The following is a 20,468-nucleotide window of genomic DNA, read 5'->3' on the forward strand; positions in this document are numbered from 1 at the left end:
GTCAGTCCTCCTCGGGCACCGAGACGGTCGTGCGCTCGTCGACCTCGAGCGCGGCGGCGGCGTAGGAGTGCACGTGCCGGGTCATCCGGCGGACCGCCGCGTCGGCGTCGCGCTCCTTGATCGCCCGGGTGACCGACCGGTGGGCGCGGACCGTGATGTCGCGGACCTCGTCGTTGACGAAGCCCTCGTTGTGGGTCGTGGTGTAGATCGCCCGCGACAGCGCCATCATGATGCCGGTCAGGATCTCGTTGTGGCTGGCGGTGGCCACGGCGATGTGCCAGTCCACGTTGGCGCGCAGGAACCCCTCGAGGTCCGCGCTCGCCGCGATCTCCTCGTTGACGGCCTCGAGGCGCCGCAGGTCCCCGGCGGTCCGGTGCTGCGCCGCGAGCCGGGCGCACGAGGGCTCGATCGCCTCACGGGTCTCGTGCACCGAGGCGAGGCGGATCTGCCGGCCCCGGATCAGGAGCTCGAGCGAACTGGCGACGGACTCCTCGCCCGGGCGCTGCACGAACGCTCCGCCGGCGCGGCCGGCCTTGATGCGGATGAGGCCCTGCACCTCGAGGATGCGCAACGCCTCGCGCACCGTGGTGCGACTCATCCGGGTCTGGGTGACGAGCTCGCGCTCCGGGGGGAGCGGGGTGCCCTCCGGGTACTCGCCCGAGAGGATGCGTTCGCGCAGCTCGTTGGCGAGGACGTCGGAGGCCTTGGGGACCTCCATCGGGGAGAGCCGGATCGCCGACCGGGCGTCGCCTGCAGCCATGGGGGCCTCCTTTCCTGGTCTAAAGGTCTGACCCAATTTACCATCGTCGCGGGCCATGACGTCGTTGTCACCCGCCCGCGAGCCGAGTAGGAGCAACTCATGCGTTGGGAACTCTCTGCCGAGCAGGCCGACTTCCGGTCGGTGCTCGCGGACTGGCTGGGTGGGACCTGCCCGCCGGAGACGCTGCGCGGCTGGCTCGACGCCGGCGACCACGCCTCGTTCGAGGAGCGTTTCGTGTGCGAGGGCTGGTTCGGGGTCGGGTCCCCCGAGGACCTCGGCGGCGAGGGTGGTGGGCTGGTCGAGCTCGCCCTGGCCGCGGAGGAGCTCGGCAGGCGAGCGGCGCCGTCTGCCGCATGGCTCGGCTCGATGCTCGCGCTTCCCGCGCTGGCGGGGATGCCCGAGGCGGCCAAGGCGCTCCTGGCCGACGGCGTGACCACGGTGCTGGCCTCGTCGGCGGGTGTCGTCCCGACCGCGGAGACCGGGGTGACCGGTGACGGATCGCGGCTCGGCGGAACCGTCGGCACGGTGCTCGCCGCGGACCGCGCGCGCCGGCTGGTCGTCCCGGTCGGCGGAGAGCGGCCCTCCCTGCAGCTCGTGGAGGTCGACCAGCCGGGGGTGCGGATCCGCCTGCGGGCTCTCACCGACCGCAGCCGCTCGGTGGCCGACGTCGAGCTCGACGGCGCCCACGGCACCGCGATCCCGCTCGAGGGGCCCGAGGTCCTGGAGGCCGCGGCGTTGCGGGCCGCGGTGCTGGTCGCGGCCGACGCGCTCGGGGTCATGGAGCAGATGCTCGACTCGACGGTCGAGTACACGCTGCAGCGCAAGCAGTTCGCCGTCCCGATCGGCTCTTTCCAGGCGGTCAAGCACGCGGCCGCGGAGATGTTGGTGAAGGTCGAGTCCGCCCGGTCGATCGTGTACCTCGCCGCCGCCTCCGTCGAAGCCGGCCATCCCGACGCGCCACTCCACGCCGCGGCCGCGAAGGCACAGGTGTGCGGTGCGGCGTCCGCGGCTGCGGACGCGGCCCTGACGCTGCACGGGGCGATCGGCTACACCTGGGAGCACGACCTGCAGATCTTCTACAAGCGGGCCAAGCTCGACGCCGAGCTGTTCGGTTCACCCGCGGCATGGAACGACCGGCTGGCGGACCGGCTGGCGCTGGTCCCGGGCGCGCCGGCGTAGCTCCACCCCTGTTCGGTATGACCTTTCCCACGGCGACGAGTGTCGCCAGTTTTGGTCAGTCCTTTGTTACGATCGACCGCGCAGTGACGACGTGGTCGGAGGAGGTGCGTGGTGGACTTCGAGCTCACCGATGACCAGTCGACGATCCGGGACGCGGTCCGGGACCTGGCCGGCAAGTTCGACGACCAGTACTGGTTGGAGCACGACCGGGACAAGCAGTTCCCGACCGAGTTCTACGACGCGCTGGCCACGGGCGGCTGGCTCGGCATCACCACCCCGGAGGAGTACGGCGGCCACGGGTTCGGCATCACCGAGGCGTCGATCCTGATCGAGGAGGTCGCCAAGTCCGGCGGCGGCATGAACGCCGCCTCGGCGATCCACCTGTCGATCTTCGGCATGCACCCCGTGATCAAGCACGGCTCCGACGAGCTGAAGAAGCGCACCCTGCCGCGGATCGTCGACGGCTCGCTGCACGTGTGCTTCGGGGTGACGGAGCCCGGCGCGGGCCTGGACACCACGCGGATCACGACCTTCGCCAGGCGCGAGGGCGACCACTACCGGGTCAACGGCCGCAAGGTGTGGATCTCGAAGGCCGTCGAGTCGGAGAAGGTCCTGCTGCTGACCCGCACGCAGAAGGTCGACGAGGTCGCGAAGAAGACGGACGGCATGACGCTGTTCCTCACCGACCTCGACCGGTCGAGGATCGACATCCGGCCCATCCCGAAGATGGGCCGCAACGCCGTCACCTCGAACGAGCTGTTCATCGACGACCTGATGATCCCCGTCGAGGACCGCGTCGGCGAGGAGGGCAAGGGCTTCACCTACATCCTCGACGGGCTCAACCCCGAGCGGATGCTGGTCGCGGCCGAGGCGCTCGGCCTGGGCCGGGTCGCGCTGGACCGCGCGGTGACCTACGGCAACCAGCGCGAGGTGTTCGGCCGGCCGATCGGCATGAACCAGGGCCTGCAGTTCCCGCTGGCGGACTCGCTGGCCCGCCTCGACGCCGCGGAGCTGGTGCTGCGCAAGGCGACCTGGCTCTACGACCAGGGCAAACCGTGCGGCCGGGAGGCCAACACCGCCAAGTACCTGTGCGCCGACGCCGGCTTCCAGGCCGCGGACCGGGCGCTGCAGACCCACGGCGGGATGGGCTACTCGGAGGAGTACAACGTTGCCCGGTACTTCCGCGAGGCCCGCCTGCTCAAGATCGCGCCGCTCAGCCAGGAGATGGTGCTCAACTACCTGGGCTCGCACGTGCTGGGCCTGCCGAGGAGCTACTGATGCCCGCGCTCGAGGCGTTTTCCCTGGACGGCCGCGCGGCCCTGGTCACAGGCGCCGGCGGAGGGATCGGCGCCGCCGTCGCCACCGCGTTCGCCCGTGCGGGCGCCGCGGTTCTCGTGACGGACGTGGACGAGGATGCCGCCCGCGTCGTGGCCAAGCAGATCGTCGAGGCCGGGGGCCGGGCGGACAGCCAGGTGCTCGACGTCCGCGACCGGGCCGCGGCGGATGCGGCCGCCGCCAAGGCCGCCGACCTCGGGGGCGGGGCGCTGCACATCCTGGTCAACAACGCGGGTGCCATCGCGCCGGCGATGTTCCCCAAGCTGAGCGAGGACGCGTTCCGGCGGATCGTCGAGATCCACCTGATGGGCTCGTTCACCTGCTCGCAGGCCGCCCTGCCGTTCCTGCCGGACGACGGCTCGGGCCGGATCCTCAACGTCACCTCCGCGGCCGGGCTGGTCGGCACGATCGGCCAGGCGAACTACGGCGCCGCGAAGGCCGGGATCATCGGGCTGACCAAGTCGCTGGCCAAGGAGCTGGCGCGCCGGCAGGTCACGGTCAACGCGCTGGCGCCGCTGGCGGCCACGGCGATGACCGAGAACATCCGCAGCAACGAGAAGCTCGCCGCCAAGACCCTGGAGCGGATCCCGCTGCAGCGTTGGGCCTACCCGGACGAGATCGCGGCGTCGTTCGTGTTCCTGGCCTCGCCGGCGGCGGGCTACATCACCGGCCAGGTGCTGCCGGTCGACGGCGGGACGGTGATCTGACGTGCCGCTGCAGGGTCGGGACGTCTTCCTCGTCGAGGGCGCGCGCACGCCCTTCGGGAAGTCGCACCCGGAGAAGGGCTGGTTCCGCGACACTCATCCCAACGACCTGCTCGGCGCGGTCTACCGCGACCTGCTGGGCCGGGCCGGGATCGCCCCCGGCGTCGTCGAGGACCTCGTCGTGGGCTGCACCGCCCCGTTCGGCGAGCAGTCCCGCAACATCGGGCGCAACGTGTGGCTGCAGGAGGGCTACCCGCCCGAGGTCCCGGCCGTCGTCCTCGACCGGCGCTGCGGCTCCGCGCAGACCGCGAGCGAGATGGCGGCCTCCCTGGTGGCCTCGGGCGTGCACGACGTCGTGATCGCGGCGGGCGTCGAGCACATGGGGCACGTCCCGATGAACTCGCCGGCGAAGATCTCCGAGCTGTACGGCGAGCCGTGGACCGCGCGGATGTGGGAGCAGTACGACTTCGTGCCGCAGGGCGAGAGCGCCGAGCTGATCGCCGAGCGCTGGGACCTCTCGCGTGAGGAGATGGACGAGTTCGCCGCGCGCTCGCACGCGCTCGCCGCCGTCGCCATCGAGGCGGGCAGGTTCGACGCGGAGATGATCGACTGGGAGCTCGACGGCGAGGTGCGCCGCGGCGACCAGACGGTCCGCCCGGGCACGACCGCGGAGACCCTGGCCGGGCTGAAGGCGGTCTTCCGCAAGGAGAACGGCCGCATCACCGCGGGCACGTCGTCGCCGATCTGCGACGGCGCGGCCGGCGTGCTGCTGGCCTCGCAGAGCGCCGTCGACGAGCACGGCCTCACCCCGCGGGCGAGGATCCTCGACCAGACGACCGTCGGCGTCGACCCGGTGATCATGCTGACCGGTCCGATCCCGGCCACCCACAAGCTGCTGGAGCGCAACGGGCTCAGCATCTCCGACGTCGACCTGTTCGAGGTCAACGAGGCGTTCTCCTCCGTCGTCCTGGCCTGGCAGCGCGAGCTCAAGCCGGACATGGACCGGGTCAACGTCAACGGCGGAGCCATCGCCCTGGGCCACCCCGTCGGGGCGACCGGCGGGCGACTGCTGGCCACGATCGTCGCCGAGATGGAGCGCCGGGACGTCGAGCTCGGCCTCGTCACCATGTGCTGCGGCGGCGGGCTCGGCACCGGGACCCTGGTGCAGCGGGTATGAGCATGCTCGATCTCAGGCCGCACATCCGGCCGCGGGACGGCGTCTGGTGGAGCCAGGCCGGTGCCGAGGCCACCCCGCTGGTCGACGCCCTGCTGGACCAGGTCGCCGACATCGGGCCGGTGCGGGCCTTCTGCGGGCTGAGCTTCAACCGCCGGCTCCGCGAGGTCCCCGCCGAGCTCACCCTGACCTCGTACGGGGCGATGGGGGAGCTGCGCAAGGCGCGCGGCCTGCAGGTCGTGCCCGCGCACTACTCGGTGCTGCCCCGGCTGTTCGCGGAGCGCATCCTCCCGGGTGACGTCGGCCTGGTGCAGGTCGCCCCGCCCGGGCCGGACGGCGTCTGCTCGCTCGGGATCGGTGTCGACTACGCGGCCGACGCCGTGCGGCACAGCAGGGTGCTGATCGGCGAGATCAACCACCGGATGCCGGCCACCGTCGGCACGCCCGGGATCCCGCTGGAGCGGTTCGCCGCCACCGTCGAGACCGACCGGCCGGTCCCGGAGGCCCCGGACCGGGCGCCGGACGCCGTCGACGGGGCGATCGCCGCCCGCGTCGCCGAGCTCGTCGAGGACGGGGACACCGTGCAGATGGGCGTCGGCGCGCTGCCGACGGCGATCATGGACGGGCTCGCCGGGCATCGGGACCTCGGCTTCCACTCCGGGATGTTGACCGACGGCGTGCTGCGGCTGGTGGAGAAGGGCGTGCTGACCGGCCGCCGGAAGGAGATCGACGAGGGCCTGCTGGTCACCGGTACCGCCATCGGCAGCGCCGAGCTCTACGCCCGGCTGGGCGAGCTGCCGGTGGTCTTCCGGCCCGCGAGCTACACCCACGATCCCGGGGTCCTGGCGCGGCTGCGTCGGCTCGTCGCGATCAACTCCGCCATCGAGGTGGACCTGAGCGGGCAGGTGGGCAGCGAGGTCGCGGGCGGCCGCTACCTGGGCGGGATCGGCGGCCAGGCGGACTTCTCCGGTGCGGCGGTGCGCACCGGCGCCCGGTCGGTCATCGCCCTGCGCTCCACCGCGGGCGGCGCCTCCACCGTCGTGCCCGTGCTGAGCGGGCCGGTGAGTACGGCGCGGGCGGACGTGGACGTCGTGGTCACCGAGCACGGCACCGCGTGGCTGCGGGGCTGCCCGCCCGCCGACCGTGGCGCGCGTCTGGTCGCTGTCGCGGCCCCCGAACACCGAGAAGACCTCGAGCGATCGCTGCGGGAGGGCACATGAGCAGGAGCGTGCAGATCCGGGAGGTCGGGCCGCGCGACGGGTTCCAGAACGAGCCTGAGCGCATCCCGACGGACGACAAGATCCGGCTGATCGAGGCGCTGGCCCGGGCAGGCTTCCGGCGCATCGAGGTCGCGAGCTTCGTGCGACCGGACGTGATCCCGCAGCTGTCCGACGGCGTGGAGGTGCTGAACCGCATCGACATACCGGACGACGTGCAGCTGATGGTGCTGATCCCCAACAGCAAGGGTTTGGACAACGCCCTGAAGGTGCGGGACCGCTTCCACGAGGCGGCGATCTTCGTGAGCGCTTCGGAGACGCACAACAAGAAGAACGTCAACCGCAGCGTCGCCGAGACCATGGCGGACAACGCCGTCATGGCGAAGCGCGTCCGGGCCGAGGGCCTGAAATGCGCGGCAGTCGTTGCCACGTCCTTCGGGTGCCCCTACGAGGGCAAGGTCGAGCTGGGTCGCGTGCTGGACCTGGCCGAGCGGTTCGCCGAGGCCGGCGCGACCGAGATCGGCTTCGGCGACACCACCGGAATGTGCAACCCGATGTACGCCAGGGACTTCTTCGCCGCGGCCCTGGAGCGGCTCCCCGGCGTGGAGATCACCGCGCACTTCCACAACACCCGTGGGCAGGGTCTGGCCAACGCCTACGCGGCGTTGGAGGCGGGCTGTACGAGTTTCGAGTCCAGCTTCGGTGAACTGGGTGGGTGTCCGGTGCCGAAGGGCTCGACCGGCAACATCGCCACCGAGGACCTGGTGAGCATGTTCCACGAGATGGGCGTGGAGACGGGGCTGGACCTGCCCGCCGTCATCGACGCCGCTCGCGAGGCCCAGCGCGTGCTCGGCCGCACCCTGACCAGCCATTCGCTCGTCGCCGGGCCCATCGACTGGCACCTGCAGAGCGCCTGACTTCCGAGAAGAGGAACTCCTGATGAGCAACCGCACCGCGTTCGTCACCGGCGGCGCCCAGGGCATCGGCCAGGGCATCGCCACCACCCTGGGTGGGCACGGCTTCAAGGTGGCCGTGGTCGACCTGAACCTCGAGGCCGCGCAGGCCACCGCGAAGTCCATCACCGACGCCGGCGGCACCGCGGTCGCCGTGCAGGCCGACGTCACGGACACCGCATCGGTCCAGGCGGCGGTCAAGACCGTGACCGAGGAGCTCGGGCCGGTCGAGGTCGCCGTGAACAACGCCGGCTGGGACGACTTCATGCCGTTCCTGAAGACCGGCGAGGACTTCTGGGACCGCGTCCTGGAGATCAACTTCAAGGGTCAGCTGCGCGTCGTGCAGGCGGTCGTGCCGGGCATGATCGAGCGCGGCTTCGGTCGCGTCGTCAACATCGGCTCCGACGCCGGCCGCGTCGGCTCCTCGCTCGAGGCCGTCTACTCCGGCGCCAAGGGCGGAATCATCGCCTTCACCAAGACCCTGGCCCGCGAGGTCGCCACCAAGGGCGTCACGGCGAACACCGTGTGCCCCGGCCCGACGGACACCCCGGCGCTGCGGAAGTTCGCGGACAGCTCAGGGCAGGATGCGGACAAGGTGCTGGGCGGCATGACCAGGGCCGTGCCGATGAAGCGACTGGCGCAGCCCGAGGACGTGGCCGCCGCCGTCGCCTTCTTCGCCTCCGACGCCGCCGGCTACATCACGGGCCAGACGCTGTCGGTCAGCGGCGGCCTGACGATGGCCTGATGCCGAGACGGAGCTTGCGGAGTCGACCATCATGAGGGTCTCGGGGCCGCGGGAGCCGGTCGAGTGGACGGGCGTCGGCAAGTACGACGACATCCGACTCGACCACTCCGGCGACGGCATCGCCAAGATCACTCTCTGCCGGCCGGAGGTGCGCAACGCCTTCCGCCCGCAGACACTCATCGAGATCTCCGACGCGTTGACCCGCGCCCGTGAGGATGCGTCGATCGGCGTGATCGTGCTGACGGGAGACGGGCCCGAGGCGTTCTGCTCCGGCGGTGACCAGCGCGTCCGTGGCGACACCGGCTACCTGACGGAGCCGGGCCGCGAGGATGCCGTCGGCCGCTTCCACGTCACGGACCTGCAGGTGCAGATCCGGCGGCTGCCCAAGCCGGTCGTCGCGATGGTCGCCGGCTACGCCATCGGCGGGGGCCACGTGCTGCACCTGGTCTGCGACCTGACGATCGCCGCGGACAACGCGCGCTTCGGCCAGGTCGGGCCCAAGGTCGGCTCCTTCGACGGCGGCTTCGGCGCCGGCCTGTTGGCGCAACAGGTCGGGCAGAAGCGGGCCAAGGAGTTCTGGCTGCTCTGCGAGCAGTACGACGCCGCCGAGGCCAAGGAGATGGGCCTGGTCAACACCGTCGTGCCGCTCGCCGAGCTGGAGACCGAGACCGTGGCCTGGTGCCGCCGGATGTTGAAGCTCTCGCCGATGGCGCTGCGGCTGTGCAAGGCGAGCTTCCATGCCGCGGAGGACGGGCTGTCCGGCCTGCAGCAGCTGGCGCACGACACCAACCTGCTCTTCTACGCCACCGAGGAGGCGCAGGAGGGCCGCGAGGCCTACAAGGCGAAGCGGGTGCCGGACTTCGACCGGTTCCCCCGCCGCGCCTGAGCGAGAGGATGACCCTGTGAGTCCTGTGGTGACCTGGGAGGACGCCGGCGCGGGCGGCGCTGCTGGCGTCCTCGTCGCGACGATCGACCGGCGGCCGGCCAACGCGCTCGGCCCGCCGATCATCGACGGCCTCAACGCCCTGCTCGACGAGGTCGAGCGCCGGGACACCCGGGTGGTCGTGCTGACCTCGGCGATCCCCGGCTTCTTCGCCGCGGGCGCGGACATCAAGCACATGGGCGCCGTGGACGCGCAGTCGTTCACGGCGTACGGCGACCTCCTGCGGGGCGCCGTGGAGCGGCTGGCGTCGGCGGACGCCGTCAGCATCGCCGCCGTCGAAGGGGTCGCGCTCGGCGGTGGCCTCGAGCTCGCGATGGCGTGCACGATGCGGGTCTCCGGCGCCGACGCGAAGTACGGCCTGCCGGAGGTCAAGCTCGGCCTGATCCCCGGTGCTGCGGGCACGCAGCGGCTGCCGCGGCTTGTCGGGCGGGGCCGGGCCATCGACATCATGGCCACCGCCCGCCAGGTCCCCGCGGACGAGGCGAAGGCGATCGGGCTCGTCGACCGGCTCGTCGAGGCGGGCGGGGCCCGGGATGCGGCGCTCGAGCTGGCGGGGCAGCTGAGCGGCCTGTCCCGACCGGCCCTCGCGGCGGTCCTGCGGACCGTCGACGCGGCCTTCGACTTCTCCTTCGAGGAGGGGAAGCGCTACGAGGTGGCGCAGATCCAGGAGCTGTTCGAGCACGGCGAGGCCCGCGAGGGGATCGCGGCGTTCCTGGAGAAGCGCGCCCCGAAGTTCGGCTAGGACTCACGGCAGAGGAGCGCGACGATGCGCGAGGAGTACGGGCTCACGATCTTCACCGGCGGCCGCGGCCCCCGGCGCTTCCGCGCGGCCGCGGACCTCGCGCGCCGCGCGGAGGCGGCCGGGTTCGGTGCGGTGTGGACGGGCGAGCTCTACAGCCGCTCGGCGACCATCCCGATGGCGTCCCTGGCCGCCGCGACGGACCGGGTCGCGATCGGCTCGAACATCGCCTACGGCGTCGGGCGCTCGCCGCTGGTCTGGGCCGCCGAGGCTCGTGACCTCGACGAGCTGTCCGGCGGCCGGATCATCCTCGGCCTCGGCAACGGGACGCCCGGGATGATGGAGAACTGGCTCTCGACCAGCGGCGAGGCCCCGGCGGCCCGCATGGAGGAGCTGGTGACCGTCCTCCGCAAGCTCTGGTGCCTGCACGAGGGGCCGGTGCACCACGAGGGCCGGTTCTACCGGGTGCACCTGGCTCCGACCGGCGGCACGCCCGCCCCGCTGCGCGCGCACCTGCCCATCTGGACCGCCGGCGTCGGGCCGCGGATGGTGCGGGCCGCGGGCCGGGTCGCCGACGGGCTCGTCGGCCACCCGATGACCACAGCGGAGTACCTCGCGCAGGTCGTGCGGCCGGAGCTGGAGCGCGGTGCCGCGGACGTGGAGCGCGCGCTCGACGGATTCGTGGTCAAGGGCATCCGCATGGTCGCACTGGACGCGGACGAGGAGGCCGCCCGACGCAAGATCGCCTACGCGATCGCCCAGTACGCCCCGTCGCGGGTGTACGACCGGCTCTTCGCCCTGCACGGCTGGGAGGCGGCACAGCAGCGGATCCGCAGCGCGGCGAAGGCGGGCGACCCCGTCGGCGCTGCGGCCGCCGTCCCGGACGCCGCCATCGATGCCATCGGCATCGCCTGCACCCCGGCCCAGCTGCCGGGCCGGGTCGCGGCGCACGCCGAGGCCTTCGACCACCTGAACCTGGTCGCCCCACCCTGGGGCCTCGAGCCCGAGCAGGCCGAGGAGGCGACCGAGGAGATCCTCGTCGCGCTCACCCCCACGCCGGCCCACGCCTGACCGAGAGGACGACCCGATGCCCGACACCCCGACCACTCTCCGGCTGGAGCGCCCCCGCGAGGGCGTGGTCGTGCTGACCCTGGACCGGCCGGACCGGTACAACGCCATGACGGCCACCATGTTCGCCGAGCTGGAGTCGACGGCCCGGACGCTGGACCGCGAGCCGGGTCTGCGGGTCCTGATCCTCACCGGCGCGGGCAAGGCGTTCTGCTCGGGCTACGACCTCGCCGACGCCGAGAAGCTCACCGAGCTCGGCGCACTGGGCATGCTGGACCTGCAGGAGTCCGCCGCGCGGGCGCTGTCGGCGATCCGCGGCATCCGGGTCCCGGTGATCGCCGCGGTCAACGGCGCGGCCGCAGGCGGTGGGCTGGCCCTGGCGCTCGCCGCGGACATCCGGCTCGCCTCGCCCCGGGCCAAGTTCAACGCGGCGTTCGTGAAGATCGGGCTCTCGGCGGGCGACCTCGGCACGTCCTGGCTGCTCCCGCGGCTGATCGGGCCGGCCGCGGCGGCCGAGTTCGCCTACACCGCAGGCATGATGGACGCCGCAAAGGCCGAGCACACCGGACTGGTCAATGGGGTCGTGCCCGAGGAGGAGCTCCTGCCCGCGGCCCTGGAGATGGCCGAGCAGATCTGCGGCAACTCCCCGGGCGGGGTCCAGCTGTCGAAGCGGGCCCTGCAGGCCAACATGGAGGCGTCGTCGTACGCGGCGGCGATGGAGCTGGAGAACCGCGGCCAGGCGCTGCTCACCCGCAGCGACGACATGACCGAGGCCCTCGACGCCTTCCGCGAGAAGCGCGCGCCGATCTTCACGGGACGCTGACAATGACGACCCTCGAGAACCGACCGACCACACTGATCGAGCTGGAGACGCTGCTCGTCGAGCTGCGCGGCGACGGCGTGGCCGTGCTGACCGTGAACCGGCCCGAACGCGCCAACTCCCAGACGGCGCGGATGTTCCACGAGCACCACGAGGCGGCGCTCGCGCTGCGGGACAGCGGCGCTCGTGCCCTGATCCTGCGCGGGGCGGGGGAGAAGACCTTCTGCTCGGGCTTCGACCTCGCCGAGATCGGCGCCATCCGCGAGATGGGGGTCCGGGAGTTCCTGTTCTTCCAGGAGGCGGCTGCCGGCGGGCTGGCAGCCCTCCGGGACCTGCCGTTCCCGGTGATCGCCGCGATCCATGGCCCGGCGGTGGGCGGCGGCCTGGCCCTGGCGCTCACCGCCGACATCCGGCTGGCGGCGCCGACGGCCAAGCTCTCCTGCGCGTTCGTCCGGGTCGGGCTCTCCTGCGGCGAGCTCGGCACCTCCTACCTGCTCACTCGGCTGCTCGGGTACGGCCGGGCCGCCGAGCTCGGCTTCACCGGTCGCATCGTGGAGGCACCGGAGGCGGAGCGGATCGGGCTGGTCAACCGCGTCGTCCCGAGCGAGGACCTGTTCGCCGAGGCGGATGCCCTCGCCGGGGCGATCGCCGCCAACTCGCCCGGGGGCGTCAAGCTGTCCAAACGGGCGCTGCTGCGCAACCAGGAGGTCACCTCCTACGCCGCCGCGCTGGAGCTGGAGAACCGCGGCCAGGCACTGCTCACCCGGGCCGACGACATGCCGGAGGCGCTGTCCGCCTTCCTCGAGCGCAGGCCCGCGACCTTCACCGGGAGATAGCCATGACCGTGACCGACCCCGCCGACGTGCACATCCCCGACCCGGGCTTCGGCCCGAACGACGACCTGCGGCACTGGCCCGCCGAGCCCGGCGGCCGCATGCGGGACTCCCTGTTCTGGGAGATGATCATGCCCGACGAGCGGCTCGGGCTGCAGGTCTACCTGTACCTGACCGCGCACGGGAAGACCGGCTACAACGTCTCGATCTGGGGCCCGGACTCCCAGCCCCTCGCCCTGGACCTCGGCGGCGGCGAGGTCGCCGACGACGTCGACTTCGACGACTTCCGGATCGACGGCCTGCACGTGCGCCAGCCGGAGCTGCGCCGCACCGCCGAGGTGACCTACGAGAGCGAGAAGGTCCGCCTCGAGTACCGCTTCGAGGCCGTCCAGGACGCGTTCAGCTACCGGTCCAACCCGGACGGCCTGCCGGAGTGGTTCGCCGCCAACCGGCTCGAGCAGACCGGCCGGGTGTCCGGGTTCCTCGAGGTCGCGGGTCGCCGCATCGAGTGGGACCGGCGGATGGGGCACCGCGACCACTCCTGGGGCAACCGGGACTGGGGCGTGCCGCACCACTGGAAGTGGTTCGTGGCCTACACCGACTCCGGGCAGGCCGTGAACGGCTGGATCTGGATCGCCGGCGGCGAGTGGGGCTTCGCGGGGTCGGTGCTGCGCAACGGCGTGACGATCCCCGTGTCGCACATCGAGCACCACGCCACCTACCACGACGACATGTCCCAGAAGCGCCTCGAGGCCACACTCGTCGACACGGCGGGCGGCCGCACCGAGGTGACCTTCGACCGCTACGGCCTGGTCAAGCTGCCCACGAACGACAAGATGGCCACCGAGATCTGGGAGTCGGCCTGCGACGCCACGATCGACGGCGAGCCGGCCGCCGGGCAGTGGGAGACGCACTGGCCCCGCGAGTACCTGAACCACCTCGTCGCGAGCAGGAACCGGTGAGCTCTGCGGACGCGGAGGCCGGCTGGGACTGGTCGGAGGCCGACCTCGCCGCGCTGGAGGCGTTCCTGGCCAAGCACGGCGTCGCGGACGGGCCGCTCGCCACCCGCCGCATCGGCGACGGGCACTCCAACCTGACCTACCTGGTCCGCGGTAGCCGGGACGTCGTCGTCCGGCGGCCCCCGCCCCCGCCGCTGCCGCCGGGCGCGCACGACGTCCTGCGGGAGGCCCGACTGCTGGCGGGCCTCGCCGGGACGGGCGTTCCCGTGCCGGAGGTGCTGGCGACCGCGGAGACCGGCGAGGTGATCGACAGCCCGCTGTATGTGATGAGCCACGTCCCGGGCGCGGTCGTCACCACCCGCACTCCGCCCGAGCTGGCCGAGCACCGACGGGCGATCGGCGAGTCGATGGTCGACATCCTGGCCCGCCTGCACGCCGTCGACTGGCAGGCCGCCGGACTGGCCGAGATGGGCAGGCCGGAGGGCTTCAACGGGCGGCACCTGCGCCGCATGCGCCGGCTGGTCGCGGACGCCGACGGGAACCCACCCGCGGCGTTCGCCGACATCGACGCCTGGCTCGAGGCCCACGTCCCGGCCGAGTCGGGCGCGACCCTGGTGCACAACGACTACCGGCTCGGCAACGTCATCCTCGGCCCGACGGGCACGGTGGCGGCGGTGCTGGACTGGGAGCTGGCGACGATCGGCGACCCGCTGTTCGACGTCGGCTACTTCCTCGCCTCCTGGCCGGTCGCGGGGAAACCTCTCACTCCGACCGCCGAGCTGGGCGCGGCCGTCCTGGAGCCCGGATACGCGACGAGGGACGAGCTGGCCGAGCGGTACGCCGGGGCGACCGGGCGGGACCTGAGCGGGCTGCGCTGGTACACGGCGCTGGCCCTGTGGAAGCTGGCGGTCCTGTACGAGTACAGCCACCGCCGCGCGACCGCAGGCCACGGCGACCCCTACTACGCCGACCCCGGGCTGGTGCAGTCGTTCCTCGCCGCGGCCCACCGGACCGCCGGGATCTGAGCCACAACGCGAACGCCCGCCCCGATCGGATCGGGGCGGGCGTTTCGCGTGCGGGGTGGCTCAGCCGCGCTGGGCCTTCGAGGCTGCGCTGGCGGCCTTGCTCTTCTCCTTCGCCGCCGCCCAGTCCTCGGCGGTCATCGAGGTCAGGCCGGCGAACGTGCCCGGACCGGCGAGCATCTGCCCGCCGTCCATCGCGATGGTCTGCCCGGTCAGGTAGTCGCAGGCGTCGGACAGCAGGAAGATCGTCAGGTTCGCCAGCTCCTCCACGGTCCCGGTGCGGCCCATGGGGATCTGGTCCGCCTGGGTCGCCCCGACGGAGCTCCTGTCCGTGGGGTTGAGCATCTCCCAGGCGTAGTCCGTGGGGATCGGGCCGGGCGCCACGGCGTTGAGCCGGATCCCGTAGCGCGCCCACTCCACGGCCAGCGACATCGTCATCGAGTGCACGGCGGCCTTCGCCATCGCGGACGGCGTGACGAACGCCGACCCCGTCCACACCCAGGTGGTGAGCGTGGACAGCACGCTGCCCGGCAGCCCGGCCGCGATCCAGCGCCTGCCGGCGGCGTGGGTGGTGTGGAACGACCCCTTCATCACCGTGGAGCTGACCGCGTCGAACGCCCGCGGGCTGAGCGACTCGGTAGGGGCGATGAAGTTGGCGGCCGCGTTGTTGACCACGCTCGTCACCGGGCCGTGCTCCTGCCAGAGCGCCTCCATCGCCGCGTCCACCCCGTCACCGTCCCGGACGTCCACGGTCTGCACGTGGACGGATCCGGGTCGGGACTGCGAGGCCTCGGCCGCGGCCTCCTCGAGCACTGCCGGACGGCGCCCCCAGAGGTGGACGGACGCGCCGTGGTCGACGAGGTGCCGGGCGACGCCACGGCCGAGGCCGGTGCCGCCGCCGGTGATGAGGATCCGCTTGCCCACCAGCAGGTCCGGGGCGAACGGGCTCTTCTTCGGGCTGGTCATGAGCGCTCCTTCGCGGCCGGCGACCGCAGACCGCGGCTGATGATCTCGCGCTGGATCTCGTTGGTCCCGCCGTAGATCGGTGGGGCGAGGGCGCGACGGACCTGGCCCTCCATGCCGTACTCGCGGGCGTAGCCGTACCCGCCCATGAGCTGCATGGCCTCCAGGGTGGCCCGCTTGGCGACCTCGGTGCTCTTCAGCTTGGCCATGGACGAGCGGGTGCCGAGGTCGGCCTCCTCGCCGGCGTCGATCCGGTCGGCGAGGTCGTAGAGGAAGGCCCGGCAGTGCTCGATCTCCGTGGCGAGGTCCGCGAGCCGGTGCCGGACGGCCTGGAACGAGCCGATGGTCCGGCCGAACTGCTCGCGTTCCGCGGTATAGGCCACGACGTCGTCGAGGGCGCGCTGAGCGGCCCCGACCGACATCGCGGCGATGATCACCCGCTCGACACCGAGGCCGCGGTTGAGGTGCTCCCAGGCCGCGCCCTCGGTGCCGACGACGGCGGAGGCCGGCACCCGGACGTCGGTGAAGAAGACGTCGTTGACGACGTGCCCCTCCATCGTGTCGATCCCGCGGATCTCCAGGCCCGGGGCTGTTCCCTCCACCATGAACAGCGTGAGGCCCTTGTGCTTCGGGCCGCTCGCGTCGGTGCGCGCCAGGACGAGCAGGTGGTCGGCCAGGTGCGCCACGGAGGTCCAGGTCTTCTGGCCGTTCAGCACGTAGTCCGCACCGTCGGCCCGGGCCTGCAGCCGGGCCGAGGCCAGGTCCGTCCCGGCCCCCGGCTCGGACAGCGAGATGGCCTCGACACCGCCGGCACAGAGGTTCTCGACGATCGCCCGGCGCTGTTCCGCGGTGCCGTACCTCAGGTACGTCTGAGCCGCCGTCAGGCCGGTCGAGTAGCCGGAGATGGGGGCGAGGCCGCGGGTGCTCTCCTCGAGGAACAGGCACTCGTCGACGAACGAGCCGCCGATCCCGCCGTCCTCCTCCGGCAGCGAGATGCCCAGCCAGCCCAGGCCGGCGATCTTCCGGAGGAAGTCGGGGCTGTTGGTCTCCGCACCGCCCTCGGTCAGGGCGTCCCGCTGGGCCGGCGTGCCGCACTCGCGCGCACAGAACTCGCGGACCGCCTGGGCGAACCGCTGCTGTTCCGGGGTGAACCGCATGTCAGTGCGTGCGGTACTTGCCGAAGACGGGCTGGCGCTTCTCGTTGAACGCGGTGATGCCCTCGCGGGCCTCGTCGGTCTCGCCGAAGAGCTTCAACGTCGTGTAGGCCATGTTGCCGATGCTGATCAGGTGCTCCGTGTCGGTGTTGAAGGACTGCTTGAGCACCTTGAGGGCGGTGGGGGAGTAGGCGAGCATGGTGTCGGCCCACTCGCGGACGGCGTTGCGCAGCTCCGCCGCCGGAACGACCTTGTTGACCAGGCCCCAGTCCTGCGCCTCCTCGGCGGAGAGCCTGCGGAGCATGAACCAGATCTCCCGGGCGCGCTTCTCGCCGACCACACGGGCGAGGTAGCCGGACCCGAGACCGGCGTCGAAGGAGCCGACACGCGGCCCGTTCTGCCCGAACGTCGCGGTGTCCGCGGCGATGGTCAGGTCGGCCAGCACGTGCAGCACGTGCCCACCGCCGATGGCGATGCCGTTCACCGCGGCGACGACCGGCTTGGGCACGTCGCGCATCACCCGGTGCAGGGCCTCGACCTCGAACAGGCCGGACTCGGAGGGGCCGTAGTCGCCGGTCTCCATCCGCTGCTTCTGGTCGCCGCCGGAGCAGAACGCCTTCTCGCCCGCGCCGGTCAGAGCGATGACGCCCACCTCGTCGTCAGCCCACGCAAGCTTGAAGGCGAGGACGAGCTCGTCGACCGTGCGGGCGCGGAACGCGTTGTAGCGGTCGGGGCGGTTGATGGTGATCCACGCCAGGCCGTGGTCGACCTCGTAGACGACGTCGGTGAACTCCTCGGGCTTCATGCGTGCCTCTTTCTTCGGCGATGAGAGCGGGCCTGGGCCGACGCTAGCCCGTGTGAACGATCGTTATCAACACTCACGACGATGCCATGTCAGGGTTGTGCAAGGAGCTGAACGGCAGTTCCAGGCCTGCTCAAGTTTTGGCCCGACCTTTATACCATCGAGCCGAAGTGACGACGAGGGTCGCGACGCATGAGACGGACGCTCACGCCCTGGAGGCGGCGCTCGCCGACCGACCCGACTTTGGCATGACCATAGAATTTGGCCAGACCATATGATGCGATGTCCCGGTTCGGACCACCCTGGCACCCGCGCCGCCTCCGAGCGTGGCGCTCGCAGACAGGACAACGTCATGAGTACAGGCAACGTCGCCTCACGGCCGACGCAGACCGGAACGAACCGCTGGTGGTACGTCGTCACCGGGTTCCTCACCCTCCTGTTCGGCACCACTGCCGTGAACGTCCTGTTCAACGTCCTGGGTGGACCGATGGCCCGGGAGCTCGGCTGGGACCGCAGCGTCATCAGCAACGGCCTGTCCCTCGAGACGGTGCTGACGGGCGTCAGCATCGTCGTCCTGGGGATCCTGGTCGACCGCTTCGGTCCGCGACTGCCGTCCGTGCCGATGGCGCTGGCGTTCGGCGGCGGCCTCATGCTGATGTCCGTCGCCCCGGGTGACCAGGTCACCTTCTACTTGTTGTGCGCCCTGATCGGGGCCGGCGCGGGTGCCGTCAACCCGATCGCCCACGCCACCGTCGTGAGTGCCTGGTTCCGGGACCGTCGGGGGCTCGCGCTGGGCTCGCTCATGGCGGGCCTGGGTGCCTGCGGGGTGCTCATGCCCTACCTGGCGAACTGGGTGCTCGGGCTCGCCGGGTGGCGGATGACGTTCCTCGTCGTCGGCGCGCTGTGCACGATCATCCCGGCCGCGGTCTACGCCTTCGTCACGCGGATGCCCCCGGAGCACGAGGAAGAGCGGCGCGCGGCCCGTGAGCGGGGTGCAGTGGCCGGCGAGTCGCTGTGGACGGTGGCGCGGCGGTACCGGCAGTTCTGGCTGCTGTGCGGAGCGATCTTCCTGGTCTCCTCGGCCACCTTCGGGCTGATGTCCCAGGTCGTGCCCATGACCACCGACAAGGGGATCGGCCAGGGCACCGCCGTGTCCGTGTTGTCGGTGCTCAGCCTGTCCTCGCTCGCGGCCCGGCTGCTCGTGGGATACCTCCTGGACCGCTTCTACGCCCCGGCGATCGGGGCGGTCATCTTCGCGCTCTGCGCCGTCGGCGTGCTCATGATGATCCTCTCCGCCCAGGTCGCGCTGCTGTTCATCGGTGCGGTCCTGATCGGCTTCGGTCTCGGTTCCGAGGGCGACGTCGCGGCGTACATGGTCAGTCGCTACTTTCCCAGGCACTCGTACGGGCGTGTCCTCGGCGCCGTCTACTTCCTGTACGCGATGGGATCCGCCTTCGGGATCTTCCTCCTGGGCCAGATCTACGGGGCCACCGGCTCGTACGGGGCGGGCGCGGTCCCGATCGTCGTCCTCGTGGCCGCCGCCATCGTCGGCCTGCTGCTGATGGGGCCCTACCGGTTCACGCTCGACCATCGCGAGGTCGGCGCGGAGGAGGGCGCGGTCGACGAGTCGGACTCCGCGGTGGTCTCCGACTCCCGGCCGTAGCGTTCGAGTTCACCTGCAGCGTCGGCCGAGTCCCGTCGGTGGGCTCAGCCGGAGGCGTTCCGCCCGGCAGCCTCCAACGGTACGATCGTTGCACCGGTCGGACCAACCTCGTGCCGGCGGGCCATCCTCGAGTGATCGTCGGGTCGGCGGACGCACTGGCGCGGACGCGACCGTCAGGAGGCTGTATGAGCGACGACGTCGGCGAGGACCGCGGTCGTCCGTTTGGCGACCAGGACGCGGACACCCTCCTCACGTGCGCGGACGAGACGATGGCCGCGATCGCGGATCTCGCCCGTCGGGACCGGGAGAGCACGGTGCCGGTGCATCACGTCGACACGCTCGACGCGGCCGTCGACCAACTGCGGCTGGGCGAGCGCTACCTGCGGCGTCGGTTGGCCGAGGCCGAGCGGGCGGATGAAGGGGGACCGGACACCGCGGTCCTCACGCTGCTCGTCCGGGTCCAGTCCCTGCGTCTGTCGATCAGCGAGGCCCAGGTGCACCGGCGGGCGGTGGTCACGGTCGAACTGCACCGCTCCCTCGGCCGGCTGCGTGCAGTGGCCGGCGTGCCGGACCTGCTCCGGCAGGTCCCGCTCGAGCTCGGGCAGCTCGGCTTCAGCCGCTCGTTGCTCTCGGACCTGCGCGGGACGAGCTGGGCGCCGAGGTCGGCGTTCGTGCACCACGACGAGTCGCTCGCCGCGGCGTTGGTCGAGGTCGGTTCGGCGATGCCCGGTCGGATCGGCCGGGAGGTGCCCGAGACCGAGATGGTCCGGTGCCGGCGGCCCGTGCTCGTCCGGGACGCGCAGAACAATCCCCGCATCCACCGCGAACTCATCAGCCTGGCCGACACCCGGGACTACGCGGGGGCACCGGTGGTCGCCCACGGCACGGTGGTCGGCCTGTTGCACGTCGACCGGTACGGCCAGGCCGACGTCGTGGACTCGGCTGACCGGGATCTGCTCGGGCTGTTCGCCGACGGTGTGGGCCTGGCCTTCGAGCGTGCCCGCTACCAGGACCGCTTCAGCGCCCTGAGGCGCCAGTTCGAGCGGCAGATCAGTGGCATCGACGAGCTGTTCTACGGCACCGCCGGGTGGGGCGGCACGCAGGAGCTCGCCCCGTCGGAGCCGGCGGAGCAGATGCCGCATCCCTACCTGTCCGACGGGCCGCTCGGCGAGCTCACCCGGCGTGAGCTGGAGGTGCTGCGGCATCTCGCGGGCGGGGCCTCGAACCAGGACATCGCCGACCGGCTCGTGGTGTCGACCGGGACGGTCAAGACGCACGTGAAGAGCGTGCTCCGCAAGCTCGGTGCCGCGAACCGCGCGGATGCCGCGGCGAGGTTCCACACCCTCACCCGCCACTCCTCGGGCTGACGAGGGGGAGAAAACTCTCCCGCCGGTGCGATGTCGCCCGTCGCCGCCGCGGTCACCATCGACGCACG

General features: G+C 71.9%; 20 protein-coding genes. 16 read left to right on the forward strand and 4 right to left on the reverse strand.

The features are described 5' to 3' along the window. Window position 1: 1 nt before the first annotated feature. Window positions 2-760, reverse strand: a complete 759-nt coding sequence (locus PKE99_RS02940; RefSeq protein ID WP_197040407.1) for a FadR/GntR family transcriptional regulator — start codon at window positions 758-760, stop codon at window positions 2-4. Window positions 761-859: 99 nt separating this feature from the next. On the opposite strand from PKE99_RS02940, the gene PKE99_RS02945 reads away from it, so the two are divergent. The 14 genes from PKE99_RS02945 to PKE99_RS03010 all read left to right on the forward strand — a co-directional run bounded on the left by PKE99_RS02945 (window position 860) and on the right by PKE99_RS03010 (window position 14,454). After that, on the forward strand, window positions 860-1,939 hold the full coding sequence (locus tag PKE99_RS02945) for an acyl-CoA dehydrogenase family protein (RefSeq protein WP_037039667.1): 1,080 nt from the start codon (window positions 860-862) through the stop codon (window positions 1,937-1,939). A 111-nt stretch (window positions 1,940-2,050) separates the two neighbouring features. Beyond that, window positions 2,051-3,217, forward strand: coding sequence for an acyl-CoA dehydrogenase family protein (locus PKE99_RS02950; RefSeq protein WP_037039669.1), 1,167 nt, complete (start codon window positions 2,051-2,053; stop codon window positions 3,215-3,217). Further along, window positions 3,217-3,981, forward strand: a complete 765-nt coding sequence (locus PKE99_RS02955; protein ID WP_037039672.1) for an SDR family NAD(P)-dependent oxidoreductase — start codon at window positions 3,217-3,219, stop codon at window positions 3,979-3,981. The genes PKE99_RS02950 and PKE99_RS02955 overlap by 1 nt, the downstream gene beginning before the upstream one ends. Before the next feature lies 1 nt (window position 3,982). After that, window positions 3,983-5,155 (forward strand): thiolase family protein, encoded by a 1,173-nt coding sequence (locus PKE99_RS02960; RefSeq protein ID WP_231498015.1) that lies wholly within the window; start codon window positions 3,983-3,985, stop codon window positions 5,153-5,155. Window positions 5,156-5,157: 2 nt separating this feature from the next. Beyond that, complete coding sequence (locus tag PKE99_RS02965) at window positions 5,158-6,372, forward strand: acetyl-CoA hydrolase/transferase family protein (RefSeq protein WP_037039679.1); 1,215 nt, start codon at window positions 5,158-5,160, stop codon at window positions 6,370-6,372. Continuing rightward, window positions 6,369-7,286, forward strand: a complete 918-nt coding sequence (locus PKE99_RS02970; protein WP_037039681.1) for a hydroxymethylglutaryl-CoA lyase — start codon at window positions 6,369-6,371, stop codon at window positions 7,284-7,286. The genes PKE99_RS02965 and PKE99_RS02970 overlap by 4 nt, the downstream gene beginning before the upstream one ends. A gap of 22 nt (window positions 7,287-7,308) precedes the next feature. Further along, window positions 7,309-8,067 (forward strand): SDR family NAD(P)-dependent oxidoreductase, encoded by a 759-nt coding sequence (locus PKE99_RS02975; protein WP_037039683.1) that lies wholly within the window; start codon window positions 7,309-7,311, stop codon window positions 8,065-8,067. A gap of 31 nt (window positions 8,068-8,098) precedes the next feature. Then, the gene (menB, locus tag PKE99_RS02980) at window positions 8,099-8,953 is read left to right on the forward strand and encodes a 1,4-dihydroxy-2-naphthoyl-CoA synthase (protein ID WP_037039684.1); all 855 of its coding nucleotides are present in this window, start codon (window positions 8,099-8,101) and stop codon (window positions 8,951-8,953) included. 16 nt (window positions 8,954-8,969) lie between these two features. Continuing rightward, entirely contained in the window at window positions 8,970-9,752 is a 783-nt protein-coding gene (locus PKE99_RS02985) for an enoyl-CoA hydratase-related protein (RefSeq protein WP_051736623.1), read from the forward strand. 24 nt (window positions 9,753-9,776) lie between these two features. Continuing rightward, complete coding sequence (locus PKE99_RS02990) at window positions 9,777-10,820, forward strand: LLM class flavin-dependent oxidoreductase (RefSeq protein ID WP_051736624.1); 1,044 nt, start codon at window positions 9,777-9,779, stop codon at window positions 10,818-10,820. Window positions 10,821-10,836: 16 nt separating this feature from the next. After that, window positions 10,837-11,640 (forward strand): enoyl-CoA hydratase/isomerase family protein, encoded by an 804-nt coding sequence (locus tag PKE99_RS02995; RefSeq protein ID WP_037039686.1) that lies wholly within the window; start codon window positions 10,837-10,839, stop codon window positions 11,638-11,640. Between the two features lie 2 nt (window positions 11,641-11,642). After that, window positions 11,643-12,473 carry an enoyl-CoA hydratase/isomerase family protein gene (locus PKE99_RS03000; RefSeq protein WP_051736625.1) on the forward strand — a complete coding sequence of 277 codons (831 nt, stop codon included), beginning with the start codon at window positions 11,643-11,645 and terminating at the stop codon, window positions 12,471-12,473. Window positions 12,474-12,475: 2 nt separating this feature from the next. Continuing rightward, window positions 12,476-13,432, forward strand: coding sequence for a DUF7064 domain-containing protein (locus tag PKE99_RS03005; RefSeq protein ID WP_037039687.1), 957 nt, complete (start codon window positions 12,476-12,478; stop codon window positions 13,430-13,432). Beyond that, complete coding sequence (locus PKE99_RS03010; RefSeq protein ID WP_037039689.1) at window positions 13,429-14,454, forward strand: phosphotransferase family protein; 1,026 nt, start codon at window positions 13,429-13,431, stop codon at window positions 14,452-14,454. The genes PKE99_RS03005 and PKE99_RS03010 overlap by 4 nt, the downstream gene beginning before the upstream one ends. Window positions 14,455-14,514: 60 nt before the next feature. Here the strand turns inward: PKE99_RS03010 and PKE99_RS03015 are convergent, their stop codons facing one another. From PKE99_RS03015 to PKE99_RS03025, 3 genes are read right to left on the reverse strand one after another with little or no spacing between them, the layout of a single operon-like run. Further along, window positions 14,515-15,417, reverse strand: coding sequence for an SDR family oxidoreductase (locus tag PKE99_RS03015; protein WP_037039691.1), 903 nt, complete (start codon window positions 15,415-15,417; stop codon window positions 14,515-14,517). Further along, window positions 15,414-16,571, reverse strand: coding sequence for an acyl-CoA dehydrogenase family protein (locus PKE99_RS03020; RefSeq protein ID WP_037039692.1), 1,158 nt, complete (start codon window positions 16,569-16,571; stop codon window positions 15,414-15,416). Before PKE99_RS03020 ends, PKE99_RS03015 begins: the two co-directional genes overlap by 4 nt. Window position 16,572: 1 nt before the next feature. Next, window positions 16,573-17,373 carry an enoyl-CoA hydratase-related protein gene (locus tag PKE99_RS03025; protein ID WP_037039694.1) on the reverse strand — a complete coding sequence of 267 codons (801 nt, stop codon included), beginning with the start codon at window positions 17,371-17,373 and terminating at the stop codon, window positions 16,573-16,575. A gap of 349 nt (window positions 17,374-17,722) precedes the next feature. Here PKE99_RS03025 and PKE99_RS03030 point away from each other — a divergent pair, with 349 nt between their 5' ends. Then, a complete protein-coding gene (locus PKE99_RS03030) occupies window positions 17,723-19,033 on the forward strand; it encodes an MFS transporter (protein WP_051736626.1) in 1,311 nt (436 codons plus the stop codon). A gap of 185 nt (window positions 19,034-19,218) precedes the next feature. After that, window positions 19,219-20,400: a helix-turn-helix transcriptional regulator gene (locus PKE99_RS38810; RefSeq protein ID WP_051736627.1), complete on the forward strand. Its 1,182-nt coding sequence runs from the start codon at window positions 19,219-19,221 to the stop codon at window positions 20,398-20,400. The last annotated feature ends 68 nt before the right edge of the window (window positions 20,401-20,468 follow it).

It is taken from the genome of Pseudonocardia halophobica (genome assembly GCF_027922425.1).
GTDB classification, from domain to species: domain Bacteria; phylum Actinomycetota; class Actinomycetes; order Mycobacteriales; family Pseudonocardiaceae; genus Pseudonocardia; species Pseudonocardia halophobica.